The organism is Pedobacter sp. AW31-3R, assembly GCF_052180285.1.
Classification (GTDB): domain Bacteria; phylum Bacteroidota; class Bacteroidia; order Sphingobacteriales; family Sphingobacteriaceae; genus Pedobacter.
This window is the reverse complement of the sequence record NZ_CP197475.1, coordinates 880892-895513: the sequence shown is the minus strand read 5'-3', so window position 1 is coordinate 895513 and position 14622 is coordinate 880892. Positions and strand designations below refer to the sequence as shown.

At 40.3% G+C, this 14622-nt stretch carries 12 protein-coding genes; 8 read left to right on the top strand and 4 right to left on the bottom strand.

What is annotated here, in order from left to right; translation table 11 throughout:
- Nucleotides 1–105: 105 nt before the first annotated feature.
- Nucleotides 106–2067, bottom strand: a complete 1962-nt coding sequence (gyrB, locus tag ACSBL2_RS03775; protein ID WP_442590333.1) for a DNA topoisomerase (ATP-hydrolyzing) subunit B — start codon at nt 2065–2067, stop codon at nt 106–108.
- 242 nt (nt 2068–2309) lie between these two features.
- Between gyrB and ACSBL2_RS03770 the strand changes: the two genes are divergently transcribed.
- The gene (locus ACSBL2_RS03770; RefSeq protein WP_442590332.1) at nt 2310–2915 is read left to right on the top strand and encodes an OmpH family outer membrane protein; all 606 of its coding nucleotides are present in this window, start codon (nt 2310–2312) and stop codon (nt 2913–2915) included.
- 202 nt (nt 2916–3117) lie between these two features.
- The gene (locus tag ACSBL2_RS03765) at nt 3118–3597 is read left to right on the top strand and encodes a nucleoside deaminase (protein ID WP_442590331.1); all 480 of its coding nucleotides are present in this window, start codon (nt 3118–3120) and stop codon (nt 3595–3597) included.
- A gap of 107 nt (nt 3598–3704) precedes the next feature.
- On the opposite strand, the gene ACSBL2_RS03760 is transcribed toward ACSBL2_RS03765, so the two are convergent.
- Entirely contained in the window at nt 3705–4118 is a 414-nt protein-coding gene (locus tag ACSBL2_RS03760) for an RNA-binding S4 domain-containing protein (RefSeq protein WP_442590330.1), read from the bottom strand.
- A 77-nt stretch (nt 4119–4195) separates the two neighbouring features.
- Between ACSBL2_RS03760 and ACSBL2_RS03755 the strand changes: the two genes are divergently transcribed.
- The 6 genes from ACSBL2_RS03755 (at nt 4196) to miaA (ending at nt 9880) form a co-directional block, all read left to right on the top strand.
- Nucleotides 4196–5014, top strand: a complete 819-nt coding sequence (locus tag ACSBL2_RS03755) for a 2,3,4,5-tetrahydropyridine-2,6-dicarboxylate N-succinyltransferase (RefSeq protein WP_442590329.1) — start codon at nt 4196–4198, stop codon at nt 5012–5014.
- Nucleotides 5014–6144: a glycosyltransferase family 4 protein gene (locus ACSBL2_RS03750; protein ID WP_442590328.1), complete on the top strand. Its 1131-nt coding sequence runs from the start codon at nt 5014–5016 to the stop codon at nt 6142–6144. The genes ACSBL2_RS03755 and ACSBL2_RS03750 overlap by 1 nt, the downstream gene beginning before the upstream one ends.
- Nucleotides 6145–6170: 26 nt before the next feature.
- Nucleotides 6171–6737, top strand: a complete 567-nt coding sequence (locus tag ACSBL2_RS03745) for an L-threonylcarbamoyladenylate synthase (protein ID WP_442590327.1) — start codon at nt 6171–6173, stop codon at nt 6735–6737.
- Between the two features lie 24 nt (nt 6738–6761).
- Nucleotides 6762–8180, top strand: a complete 1419-nt coding sequence (locus ACSBL2_RS03740) for a CCA tRNA nucleotidyltransferase (RefSeq protein ID WP_442590326.1) — start codon at nt 6762–6764, stop codon at nt 8178–8180.
- A 126-nt stretch (nt 8181–8306) separates the two neighbouring features.
- Complete coding sequence (locus tag ACSBL2_RS03735) at nt 8307–8963, top strand: IS1096 element passenger TnpR family protein (RefSeq protein ID WP_442590325.1); 657 nt, start codon at nt 8307–8309, stop codon at nt 8961–8963.
- Complete coding sequence (miaA, locus tag ACSBL2_RS03730) at nt 8963–9880, top strand: tRNA (adenosine(37)-N6)-dimethylallyltransferase MiaA (RefSeq protein WP_442590324.1); 918 nt, start codon at nt 8963–8965, stop codon at nt 9878–9880. The genes ACSBL2_RS03735 and miaA overlap by 1 nt, the downstream gene beginning before the upstream one ends.
- 2 nt (nt 9881–9882) lie before the next feature.
- On the opposite strand, the gene ACSBL2_RS03725 is transcribed toward miaA, so the two are convergent.
- Both ACSBL2_RS03725 and rpoC read right to left on the bottom strand, forming a co-directional pair.
- Nucleotides 9883–10197, bottom strand: coding sequence for a DUF3467 domain-containing protein (locus tag ACSBL2_RS03725; protein ID WP_442590323.1), 315 nt, complete (start codon nt 10195–10197; stop codon nt 9883–9885).
- Nucleotides 10198–10309: 112 nt separating this feature from the next.
- Nucleotides 10310–14596 (bottom strand): DNA-directed RNA polymerase subunit beta', encoded by a 4287-nt coding sequence (rpoC, locus tag ACSBL2_RS03720; protein ID WP_442590322.1) that lies wholly within the window; start codon nt 14594–14596, stop codon nt 10310–10312.
- Between the last annotated feature and the right edge of the window lie 26 nt (nt 14597–14622).

The following is a 14622-nucleotide window of genomic DNA, read 5'->3' as shown; positions in this document are numbered from 1 at the left end:
ACGCGTTGGTGTCCAGAGATGGTACAAAACTTATTAAAATAAAAAAGGCTGCATCATCTAATTTGATACAGCCTCGTTTTGATGAACTATTTTATTTTTTAAATACTAAGCATCAATCTTAGCATACTTCGCATTTCTTTCAATAAACTCTCTTCTTGGTGCAACTTCATCTCCCATTAACATAGAGAAAGTATGATCACACTCTGCAGCATTCTCAATAGTTGCCTGCATTAAGGTACGGTTAGCAGGATTCAAAGTGGTATCCCAAAGCTGTTCTGCATTCATCTCACCCAAACCTTTATAACGTTGAATGTGTACGCTTTCTTCTTTACCAGCACCTTTCAGGCGTTGTACAGCTGCATCACGCTGTTGATCGTTCCAGCAATATTCCTGCTCCTTACCTTTTTTAACAAGGTACAGGGGTGGCGCAGCGATATACACATATCCCGCTTCAATAAGTGCTTTCATGTACCTGAAGAAGAAGGTCAGGATCAGTGTGGTAATGTGTGATCCGTCAATATCAGCATCCGTCATGATGACAATCTTGTGGTAACGTAGCTTCGTAAGGTTCAATGCTTTGTCATCCTCAGGCGTACCTATGCTTACACCAAGCGCAGTAAACATATTTTTAATCTCATCATTCTCATAGATCTTATGTTCCATCGCCTTTTCCACATTCAGGATTTTACCTTTCAGTGGAAGAATAGCCTGGAAGTTACGGTCGCGGCCCTGCTTGGCAGTTCCACCCGCCGAATCTCCCTCGACAAGATACAATTCACATTTTTCCGGATCACTATCAGAGCAATCGGCCAGTTTACCAGGTAATCCTGATCCACCCATTACACTTTTACGCTGAACCATCTCACGCGCCTTACGTGCAGCAGCACGTGCAGTAGCAGCAAGAATAACCTTGTTAACGATCATCTTCGCCTCACGCGGATATTCTTCCAGATATATTCCCAAAGCTTCACCGACCGCAATATCAACAGCACCCATTACTTCTGAGTTACCTAATTTTGTTTTGGTCTGTCCTTCAAACTGGGGTTCCTGCACTTTTACCGATACCACCGCTGTTAATCCCTCACGGAAATCATCACCGGTAATCTCAAATTTCACATTCTTCAGTAAGCCCGATTTCTCTGCATATGCTTTCAGCGTACGCGTTAATCCCCTTCTGAAACCGGCAATATGGGTACCACCTTCATGGGTATTGATATTGTTTACATAAGAATGGACATTTTCTGCATAACTGTCATTGTACTGCAATGCCAGTTCAACGGGAATACCATTTTTTAATCCTTCCACATAAATTGGCTCAGCAATCAGAGAAGGACGCCCTCCATCCAGGAACTGGACAAATTCTTTTAAACCACCTTCTGAACGAAACAGTTCGGAAAGAAACTCGCCATTTTCACCTACAACTTCGCGTTCATCTGTCAGCGTTAAGCTAATTCCTTTATTCAGGAAAGACAGTTCTCTTAACCTCGAAGCTAAAGTATCATATCTATATTCCGTCGTTTGTGTAAAAATCTCAGCATCCGGAGTAAACGTGATAATCGTTCCTCTTTTTTCCGTTTCACCTACAGTTTTAACATCATACTGAGGTTTTCCCTGGCGGTATTCCTGTACCCAGATCTTTCCTTCACGGTGAACTTCTGCTTTTAAATGAACCGATAAGGCATTCACGCAACTTACCCCTACCCCGTGTAAACCTCCGGAAACTTTATAGGTATCCTTATCGAATTTACCACCGGCATGGAGTACGGTCATAACCACCTCTAAAGCTGATTTTTTCTCTTTCTGCATGATTCCTGTCGGAATTCCGCGACCGTTATCTTCTACCCTAATCGAATTGTCTTTCAGGATCCTCACAGAAATCGTGTTCGCATGCCCAGCCAGGGCCTCATCAATGGAGTTATCTACAACCTCATAAACTAAATGGTGTAGTCCTTTGAAACCAGTATCCCCTATATACATCGAAGGGCGCTTACGCACCGCTTCCAATCCTTCTAATACCTGTATATTATCTGCCGAATAATTTGACTTTGAATCTTGTTCTTCGCTCATATATGTTAATGAAAATATAAAACTCAAAAATAACCAATTATGGGCAATTAACGGCAAATGTGGATAACTATTTGCACATTATCAACCCTAAATGGCCCAAAAAAAAACAGTTATTTAGGATACTAATTTTGAAATTTTATATTTGCTAAAATTTTTAAGCGTAGATTAGATCAATCATCCGGGCTGCAGGAGTTTTAAACAGCATTAAACAATCAATAAGTATAAAATAAGAAAATACATAAATGAACAGAACAAACTTAAAACTAAGCACTCTGGCTACAGCCGTAGCATTAGTTTCCGTAATGGCTTCCTGCCAGAATAAAGATAAAGCTGCCCCTGCAGGGACCGCAGAAAAAACTACTACTGCCTCAGTTAAAAATAATGAGCCTATCGTTTACGTGAATTCTGACTCATTACTGACTAAATATGAGTATTTCAAGGATCTTAAAGTTAAACTTGATGCTAAATCTAAAGCCGCTCAAACTGATCTTGGTACCAAACAGCAGGCTTTCCAACGTGAGGTAGCTCAATATCAGCAATCACAAAATACACTTCCTGCAGATCAGAGAGCTGCCACAGAAGAAAGACTTGGCCGTAAACAACAGGAATTACAGGCTTACCAGCAGAATGCAGGAGCTGCTTTACAGGATGAACAAGCTAAAGAGCAGGAAAAATTATACAATAAAATTGCTGATTACCTTAAGATCTATGCAAAAGAGAAAGGCTTCAAAATGGTGTTGACTTACCAAAAAGGTAACAGTGCTATTTTATTTGCTGATGAATCATTGGATGTGACCAGCGAAGTGATTGTTGGCCTGAATGAAGGTTATAAATCAGACAAAAAATAAGCATCACAAATACGTGATTAGAAATGCTCCTGAAAATGGGGCATTTTTTTTGTACATTATTTTCTGCAGCATGTTCCTTACCCTTATGTTCTGATCTCTTTTCCGGTGGTAGATTCTGACTGCGTTCGTCACCGGAAAAGCGTTCTGAGCTTGAATAAATGAACCCGGAATCTTTAGACTATAGAATAAACCCTGATAAAATATGGAGAGACAACAACACGAGAAATTCATGCGCATGGCTATTGCACTCTCAGAGAAGAATGTGCTGGAAAGTATTGGCGGCCCATTTGGTGCCGTCATCGTTAAAGATGGAAAGCTGATCGCTAAAAGCGCGAATAAGGTGACAGCTACAAATGATCCTACTGCCCATGCAGAAGTGTCAGCAATCAGGATGGCCTGCAGGAAACTCAAAACATTCGATCTTCAGGGATGTACAATTTATACCAGTTGTGAGCCTTGTCCGATGTGCCTGAGTGCAATTTATTGGGCGCATATCGATGTGGTGTATTTTGCAAATACTAAAACTGATGCCAGTGACATCGGATTCGATGATCAATTCATTTATGAAGAATTGGACAAACCTGTGGAAAATCGCAGACTGCCGGTTACCCAGCTATTACGTGATGAGGCTCAACAGGCTTTTCAACTTTGGAACTCTTCGGTCTTAAAGAAGGAATACTAACCCTTATCAATCTCCTTCTTTAAGGCCGAAGAATGAATTTTCACGCGGCTAGCGTGTACGATACGAATTGAGCTGTATTCAACCTGAGTCTTTAGTCCTGTTACAGCTCAGGCATCTTCCTTCTTATCCTCATCAAAAAGATTCTCTGTCAAATCATCAATCTCCCGCCTGTCCCTTTTTGTCGGCCTTCCTGACCCTCTGTCCCTTTTTAACACAGGCGCATGAAACATCGATTTAAATGCATGGGTTTCTTCTACCGGCGTGATATCCCTGTATTTGGTTACCGCAATCTTGGCCTCCACACGGGTATACAAAAGTTCTACAACTTCAATGACCTTTTTTTCTATCCCCTTACTTACCTGGTAAATATCTCCGGGTTTTACCACAACTGAAGCCTTAACATTCTGACCGTTAAATTTAACACGTCCGGCTTTACAGGCTTCCGTCGCCAGAGTCCTTGTTTTGAACAATCTTATTGCCCACAAGTACTTATCTATCCTTAGTTTTTCTTGCTCTGCCATAAAAAATCAAAAATACACAAGTAAAAGATCGCGCAATACATAAAATTCATTTATTTTGTCAAAAATTAAAATTGACGATGATTAAAGAGTTAAAAAGATTAGTTGAGGCTGCATGGGAAGACAGGTCTCTTCTGGATTATAGTGAGTATTGTGAAGCCATCGAAACTGTAGTCATGCAATTAGATCAGGGAGAACTTCGCGTTGCTGAGCCTATTTTGAATTCTTGGGAAATCAATGAATGGATTAAAAAAGCGGTTATTCTTTATTTTCCTATCAGGAATATGACTGAAACAGAAGTTGGACCTTTTGTTTACCATGATAAAATGAAGCTGAAACCTAATTATAAAGAACTGGGTGTAAGAGTGGTACCAGGTGGAATTGCCCGTTATGGTGCATTTATCGCCAGAGGTGTAATTATGATGCCTTCTTTCGTCAACATCGGAGCCTTTATTGATGAAGGTACTATGGTAGACACCTGGGCAACAGTGGGTTCATGTGCTCAAATAGGTAAACATGTACATTTGAGTGGCGGTGTTGGTATTGGCGGAGTGTTGGAACCGATACAAGCAGCACCTGTAATTATTGAAGATGGTTGCTTCTTGGGATCCAGAGCAATCGTTGTAGAAGGTGTACGTGTAGAAAAAGAAGCAGTTCTAGGGGCGAATGTTGTCCTCACGGCTTCTACTAAAATTATTGATGTTACAGGGGAAACACCTGTTGAATATAAAGGCATCGTTCCAGCAAGATCTGTAGTTATTCCTGGAAGTTACACCAAATCATTCCCTGCAGGTGATTACCAGGTACCTTGTGCGCTGATCATCGGAAAACGTAAAGAATCAACAGATAAAAAAACTTCCCTTAATGATGCATTAAGAGAACATAATGTAGCTGTTTAATGAATTTTGGTTTTGATGGAAAACGGGCAGCAAATAACCAGACTGGCCTTGGCAATTACAGCCGCGCGCTGATCTTACAACTTTCTGCCTTTTTTCATCAAAACCAATACTTTGTTTATACACCAAAAGTTAAACAGTCGAGACAAATTTCGGCTTTCCTGGAAGATCCAATTATCCAGCTTAAATTGCCGGAGAACAGCCTTCTCCCTTTTCTTTGGAGAAGCTTTACCATTAAAAAACAACTGCTGAAAGACCAGATCTCAATCTATCACGGACTAAGCAATGAAATTCCATTTGGTTTACGGAGCAGCAAGATTAAGACTGTGGTGACTATTCACGACCTCATATTCTTCCGCTTTCCTTCAAATTATAAATTCATAGACCGCCTTATCTATAATTTTAAAAGTAAATATGCCTGTAAGAATGCCGACCTCATTATTGCCATCAGTGAGAGAACAAAGCAGGATATCATTGAATTTTATCATACCAATCCTGAAAAGATTAAAGTGGTTTATCAGACCTGTGACGACTCATTTAAACAGATAGTCCCCCAGGAATATAAAGAAAATGTCCGCTTAAAATATGAATTGCCAGAGAAATATATCTTAAACGTTGGCACCATTGAACCCAGAAAAAATTTGTTATTGTTGGTGAAGGCACTGCCAGAGATTTCCGCAGACTTTAAACTGGTTGTTGTGGGCAAAAAGAAGGCGTATGCAAAAGAGGTGATGGCTGAGATTGAAAATCTTGGTTTAACTGAACGGGTAATCTTCCTGAAAGATATTCCATTCTCCGATCTTCCTTCTATTTATCAACTCGCTACAGTTTTCTCTTATCCTTCTTTTTATGAAGGGTTTGGCATCCCGATTATAGAGGCTTTGTATGGTGGAATTCCTGTTGTGGCCACAACAGGTTCATGTCTGGAAGAAGCTGGAGGCCCTGACAGCATCTATGTAGATCCCAACGATGCAGAGGCCTTGGCAAATGCAATCAATCGCATTATAGCCGATCCATCCCTCGCATACCACATGAAAGAAAAAGGACAGGCCTATGTCCGGCAATTCAATACAGATCGTGTAGCAGCACAGCTGATGGATGCTTACATCAACTTGAATTCAACACGGAAATAACGCAGATTATTTAATAAATTTACAGCATGCTAAAAACAGAAATCGAAAAGGCATTGACTGTTCTTAAAAATGGCGGGATAATTTTATATCCTACGGATACCGTATGGGGCTTAGGTTGTGATGCAACCAATCCTGAAGCCGTAGAAAAAATAAACATCCTGAAAAAAAGAACGGCAGATAAAAGTTTTATCATCCTTGTAGATACCGATTCAAAAATTCAAAGTTATGCCGAAGATGTTCCTGACGTTGCTTATGATCTAATTGAATATGCTGAAAATCCATTAACAATTATTCTTTCAGGCGCAAAAAACCTACCCAAAAATGTAATCAATGCTGATGGCAGCATTGGCATCCGTGTAGTTAAACATGATTTCGTCTCTGCATTGTTACAACGCTTTCGCAAACCAATTACCTCAACCTCAGCCAATATCAGTGGACAACCCTCACCGCAATTCTTTGATGAAATCCAGGAAGAAATTAAAGAGGGGGTGGACTATGTGGTCGATTGGGAACAGGAACTCAGACAGCCGAAAAAAGCATCAACAATTATGAAATTGAGTCCATCCGGTCAATTTTCCTTTATAAGAAAGTAAGTTTTATTACTTTTGCAAAACTCCATGGAAAAAAATTTAGGACATCCTGTTTTTAAGGTTCTTGCTGACATTGCTGCGCATACCCATACTGAAGCCTATGTGATAGGTGGTTACGTCCGTGATATCTTCCTGCAAAGACCTTCAAAAGACATTGACATTGTTGTACTGGGGAATGGGATTGACTTTGCGGAACAAACGGGACTTAAATTAAAAAGTAAGGTAGCCGTTTTCAAGAATTTTGGGACAGCCATGCTCCGCTTTCGTGACCTTGAAATAGAATTTGTAGGTGCACGTAAAGAATCCTACCGTTCCGACTCCCGCAAACCTATCGTGGAAAACGGCACAATAGAAGACGATCAGCTGAGAAGGGATTTTACCATCAATGCCCTGGCAATCTCTTTAAATAAAGAAAATTACGGACAGCTGGTAGACCCCTTTAATGGAGTAGATGATTTACACCAGAAACTCATCAAAACACCCCTGGATCCGGAAATTACATTTTCTGATGACCCTTTGCGAATGATGCGTGCCATACGCTTTGCAACCCAGCTCAACTTTAATATTGATCAGGCAGCAATTACAGCAATCACACAGCAGAAAGAAAGAATAAAAATAGTGTCCAAGGAACGGATCACAGATGAACTCAATAAGATTATCCTTTCCCCTGTTCCCTCCATCGGTTTTAAATACTTATTCGATACAGGGCTTTTACAGTTGATATTTCCTCAAATGGCGAACCTCTTTGGCGTAGATATCATCAATGGTAAAGGACATAAAGACAATTTCTACCATACCTTACAGGTATTGGACAATATATGTACAGTTACTGACGACCTATGGCTGCGCTGGGCTGCAATATTACACGATATCGCCAAGCCTGCCACCAAACGTTTCGAGGAAAATCATGGCTGGACATTTCATGGACATGAAGATAAAGGGGCAAGGATGGTTCCTCAGATCTTCAATCAGCTAAAGTTACCACTGAATGAAAAGATGAAGTTTGTACAAAAGCTGGTACAGCTCCACTTAAGGCCGATTGTTCTTGCCCAAGAAGTCGTTACAGACTCTGCAGTCAGAAGGCTTCTATTTGATGCAGGTGATGATATAGAGAGTCTGATGTTGCTCTGCAATGCAGATGTGACCACGAAGAATGAATACAAGATAAAAAAATACCGGAATAACTTTGAGCTGGTGAAACAAAAGCTGAAAGACGTGGAGGAGCGGGATAAGATAAGGAACTGGCAGCCTCCGGTATCAGGAAATGATATTATGGAAATGTTCGGGCTTGCAGCAGGTAAAGAAGTGGGAATCATTAAAAATGCCATCAGGGAAGCAATACTTGAAGGCGAGATTACGAACTCACAAAATGATGCCATGACCTTTATGTTGATCAAAGGTAAAGAACTAGGTCTGGTACCTATAGTCGGCAATAATACTGAATAAACTCAGTTTTAAATGCTAATACCGCTATATAATTACCTTTTGCAGCTGCTAAAGCCGAAAGAAAGTAGAGATACACAATAAATATATTTTATTTTTATAATTTTATAAATTAGAAATACACCACAAATGGCAATTTATAGATTTAGACTTAGTTTTGAAGATTATGATGAGGTGATCAGAGAAATCGATATCAAAACAACACAAACTTTTGAAGATTTACATAAGGCATTACACCGTAGCACCGGATATAATGCAGAAAAACCTTCATCTTTTTATGTGAGTTCAGACCATTGGATCAAGGGCGATGAGATTGCTTACCTTCCCAATCAACGCAAGATTGATAATGGCGTGGCACTCATGGAAAAGGCTAAACTTAGCCGTTTTATTGACGATCCCCATCAAAAATTCTATTATATATACAATTTTGAACGTCCATTTGATTTTCATGTTGAATTGATCAAAATTATCCTTCAGGATGATCCAAAAGTAGAATATCCACACCTTTTCAAAACCATAGGTGAAGCGCCTAAAATCTATGATTCCAATAATATGGCTGCAGCAACTGCTACAGCAGCAGTAGCGTCTACTGATTTCGACTTCCTGAATGAAATGGATTTCGTACCGGAAGACAGTGAAGAATTGGAAGCTATGGACGGCCGCGGCATCAGCACCTCTTCAGCTAAGGATGAGGACTCAGGTGAGGATGAAGAAGGGGATAATGATGAATTCGGTAACGATGGCGACTTCGGTGATGAAGAATTCGATAGTAAAGAAGATTATTAATGCCTGAACAAGGTAAAAAAAATACACTGATTGTAATAGTTGGTCCAACGGCAATAGGGAAAACAGCTTTAGCTGTTGCGTTGGCCCAACATTTCTCCACAGAAATCATCTCTGCAGATTCTAGGCAGTTTTTCAGAGAAATGGAAATCGGTACTGCCAAACCCTCGGCAGAAGAACTCGCTGCAGCCCCACACCATTTCATCAACTCGCATAGTGTCCATACACTGTTTAGTACAGGCGATTTCGAAAATGAAGTCCTGAAATTGACAGAAGAGCTATTTAAAGTCCATTCCAACCTGATTATGGTAGGTGGTTCCGGCTTGTATATCGATGCGGTTTGCAATGGACTGGATATCTTGCCCGATACGGATCTCAACATCCGTGAGCAACTGAACCAGCAGCTAGCTGAAGAAGGTATAGGTGCAATACAGGCGCAGTTACAGGCTGCCGATCCGGAGTATTATGCCAAAGTTGACCAATCAAATCCACAACGCCTCATCCGTGGCCTTGAATTCTTTTTATCTACCGGGAATAAATTCTCCGGTTACATGACCAATAGTAAAAAGGAAAGACCCTTTCATATTGTCAAAATAGGGCTCAATACAGACAGGACAATCCTGTATGAAAGGATTAATCACCGTGTAGACCTCATGATGCAGGCAGGCTTGCTGGATGAAGTCAAAGGACTTGAATCTTACAGGCACCTGAATGCCCTCAAAACGGTAGGTTATGCCGAATTATTCGACTATCTGGACGGTAATATCCAATTACCAGATGCCATAGCTTTAATCAAACAAAATACGCGCCGCTTTGCAAAGCGTCAGCTTACCTGGTTCAGACGGGATGGACAAATCCACTGGTATGAACCAGATCAGCTCACAGCCGTCATTACAGACCTCGAAAGTAGCCTGCTATAAGATTAAGCCTGGGCCGTCGGTCCACCAAAGTTCAGCGGAATTCCAGCTGCATCATCCTGGGTTTTGATCCTGCCATGGATAGCTTCAAACTTATCTATATTATCCTGCATGGCAGACATTAGTCTTTTGGCATGTTCAGGGGTTAAAATAATCCTCGATTTAACTTTAGCTTTAGGCACACCTGGCATCACCCTGATAAAGTCTAAAACAAATTCAGTATTAGAATGGGTAATAATCGCTAAATTAGAAAAGATCCCTTCTGCTATCTCTTCAGAAAGTTCAATATTTAGCTGGTTGTCGTTGTTCAGTTCTTCCATACAACAAAACTACTTTTTAATCTGTTAAGGCACACATCAATTTAAATTTATTTTTAACGCAAAAAGTCCCCCCTGAAGCTCAGGGAGGACTTTATAAAATTAATATGAATAATTAGGCTTCTACTTCTTCTTGTTTCGAAGCTAATAATTTGTCGTATTCTTCTTGTGAACCTACAATAATACGCTCGTATCCACGTACACCAGTACCTGAAGGAATCAGGTGACCAACAATTACGTTTTCTTTCAAGCCCAACATATTGTCACGTTTACCAGCAATAGCTGCCTCGTTCAATACTTTAGTAGTTTCCTGGAAGGAAGCTGCAGAGATGAATGACTTCGTACCTAATGAAGCACGGGTAATTCCCTGTAGTATAGAACTTGCCGTAGCAGGTCTCGCATCACGAACTTCGATCTGTTTCAAATCTTTACGTTTTAACTGAGAATTTTCATCTCTTAATTTACGCAGAGAAAGGATCTGACCTGGTTTTACCGTGTTTGAATCACCGGCTTCAACAACAACTTTTTTATCATAGATCTCATCATTTTCAATCATGAAGTCCCAACGGTCTACAGAGTTGTTCTCTAAGAATGTGGTATCTCCCGGATCTTCAATATGAACCTTCTGCATCATCTGGTGTACAATCACCTCAAAGTGTTTATCATTGATTTTCACCCCTTGTAAACGATAAACCTCCTGGATACCATTCACTAAGTATTCTTGTACAGCCGCAGGGCCTTTAATTGCTAAGATATCTGCCGGAGAAATTGATCCGTCTGACAATGGCATACCTGCTTTTACAAAGTCATTATCCTGAACAAGGATGTGTTTAGACAATGGAACCAGGTATTTTTTAATTTCACCGTCTTTAGATTCAATCGTCATTTCACGGTTACCGCGTTTCACACCACCTAATGATACCACACCATCAATCTCAGTTACTACAGCCGGATTAGATGGATTACGTGCTTCAAAAAGTTCCGTTACACGTGGTAAACCACCCGTAATATCCCGGGTTTTACCCGTTGCACGAGGAATCTTAACAAGGATCTGACCTGTTTTAACAGTTTCTCCATCATCAATAGAAACGTGGGCTCCTACAGGAATGTTATACTGTCTGATCAGTTCTCCTTTTTTGTCCAGTACCCTTACTGATGGATTCTTGGTTTTATCACGGGTATCGATAATTACTTTCTCGCGGTGACCAGTTTGCTCATCCGACTCTTCACGGAAGGTAACACCTTCAATGATCGCATCAAATTCGATTTTACCGGCAAACTCCGAGATAATAACCGCATTGTATGGATCCCATGAACAAATCTTATCCCCTTTAGTAATTTTCGTTCCTTCTTCTACGAACAGGAATGAACCATAAGGGATGTTATTTGTCATGATCACTTTATTCGTTCCTGGCTCAACAATTTTGAATTCACCTGAACGACCCAGTACAATATGAGTTAAACCTTCTTCTGTTTCAGTTTCTACTGTACGAACATTCTCAAATTCAATGACACCATCAAACTTAGCTGTAATCTGAGATTCAGCAGCAATGTTTGAGGCGGTACCACCCACGTGGAATGTACGTAAAGTTAACTGTGTACCCGGCTCACCGATTGACTGTGCAGCAATTACACCAACAGCCTCACCTTTCTGAACACGTTTACCAGTAGCCAGGTTACGTCCGTAGCAAAGTGCACAAACTCCCCTTTTATTCTCACAGGTCAATACAGAACGTATCTCAACACCATCAATTGGCGACTCATCAATTGCTTTAGCAATATCTTCATCAATATCCTCACCTGCTGATACCAATAATTTGCCATCAAGAGGATTGAATACATCATGCAATGAAATACGACCTAAAATTCTGTCATATAACGGCTCAACGATATCCTCGTTATCTTTAAGGGCAGTAGTATACATACCTCTTAAAGTACCACAGTCTTCAGAGTTCACAATCATATCCTGTGCAACGTCATGCAGACGACGTGTCAGGTAACCCGCATCAGCCGTTTTTAACGCTGTATCCGCCAAACCTTTACGCGCACCGTGGGTAGAAATGAAGTATTCTAATACAGATAATCCTTCTTTAAAGTTAGATAAAATCGGATTCTCAATAATCTCACCACCTGAACCAGATTTCTGAGGTTTCGCCATCAGACCACGCATACCGCAAAGCTGACGAATCTGCTCTTTAGATCCACGTGCCCCAGAGTCAAGCATCATATATACCGAGTTGAAACCCTGGTTATCGCTAGACAACTGCGTCATTACGAATGAGGTTAAACGGTTGTTGATACGTGTCCAGATATCGATAATCTGATTGTAACGCTCATTATTGGTAATGAATCCCATGTTATAGTTATTCCTTACCTCTTCTACCTCTGCTGAAGCCTGCTCTAATAAAGCATGTTTTTCCACAGGGATATTTACATCCTGTAAGTTAAACGATAAACCACCACGGAATGCCATTTGGAAACCTAATTCCTTAATATCATCAAGGAACCTTGCAGCGCGGGCCATACCAGTAACTTTCACTACATGACCAATAATATCCCTTAAAGATTTTTTAGTCAGTAATTCATTGATATAACCAACTTCTTCCGGCACCATCTGGTTGAACAGTACACGGCCTACAGTAGTTTCCGTTAATTTATTAACAATTGATCCATCTTCCAATTTCACATTTACCTTAACTTTGATAAATGCATGAAGATCAAGTTTTTTCTCATTGTAAGCAATGATCACCTCTTCAGGAGAATAGAATGAAGAATCCTGTCCTTTAACTACACGTCCTTCGTCAGTTCTGCGGCCTTTAGTAATATAATAAAGACCTAAAACCATATCCTGAGACGGAACCGTAATTGGTGTACCATTCGCAGGGTTCAGAATGTTGTGTGCAGCTAACATCAATACCTGGGCTTCCAGAATTGCAGCATGACCTAAAGGTAAATGCACAGCCATCTGGTCACCGTCAAAATCGGCGTTGAATGCAGTACACACTAGTGGGTGTAACTGGATTGCTTTTCCTTCAACCAATTTAGGCTGGAAAGACTGGATACCTAATCTGTGTAGTGTTGGTGCCCTGTTCAGTAATACCGGGTGACCTTTCAATACATTCTCCAGGATATCCCAAACCAAAGGATCTTTTCTGTCAACGATTTTCTTTGCAGATTTAACCGTTTTCACAATCCCTCTTTCTATCATCTTGCGAATGATAAACGGTTTGAACAGCTCCGCTGCCATATCTTTAGGTAAACCACATTCGTGTAATTTCAGGTTAGGCCCTACAACAATTACCGAACGCGCAGAATAATCCACACGTTTACCCAATAAGTTCTGACGGAAACGACCTTGTTTACCTTTCAGGATATCTGAAAGAGATTTCAAAGCACGGTTACCTTCAGTTTTTACCGCATTTACTTTACGTGAGTTATCGAATAACGAATCTACAGCTTCCTGCAACATACGTTTCTCGTTACGTAAAATAACCTCTGGTGCTTTAATCTCGATCAAACGTTTTAAACGGTTGTTACGGATAATCACACGACGGTATAAATCATTTAAATCAGAAGTTGCAAAACGACCACCTTCCAATGGAACCAACGGACGCAATTCTGGTGGAATAACCGGAACAATCTTGATGATCATCCACTCCGGGTTATTCTCAATACGCGTTTTAGAACCACGGAAAGCTTCAACAACCTGTAAGCGTTTTAAAGCTTCGTTTTTACGTTGTTGTGAAGTCTCGTTTGCTGCCTGGTGACGCAGGTTGTAAGATAAAGTATCTAAATCAATACGTTTCAATAAATCCTCTAAAGCTTCAGCACCCATTTTGGCAATGAATTTATTAGGATCTTTATCGTCTAAATATTGATTTTCTTTAGGTAACTTATCTAAAATATCTAAATACTCTTCCTCAGTAAGGAAATCCATATATTGAATTCCTTCACCCTCCATTAAACCAGATTGAATAACTACATAACGCTCGTAGTAAATAATCAAATCTAATCTTTTGGTTGGAAGACCTAATAAATAACCGATTTTGTTAGGTAAAGAACGGAAATACCAGATATGCGCAACAGGAACTACCAAACTGATGTGTCCCATACGCTCTCTACGTACTTTTTTCTCTGTTACCTCTACACCGCAACGGTCACAAACAATACCTTTATAACGGATACGTTTATATTTACCGCAATGGCATTCGTAATCTTTTACCGGACCGAAAATACGCTCGCAAAACAAACCATCACGTTCTGGTTTGTAGGTACGATAGTTAATCGTCTCAGGTTTTAACACCTCACCACTAGAGCGCTCTAAAATAGCCTCCGGCGATGCCAAACTAATGGTAATCGAGGTGAAATTGCTTTTTAATTTATTATCCTTTTTGTAAGACATAGCTCTGTTGTTTGAATTTGAAAATT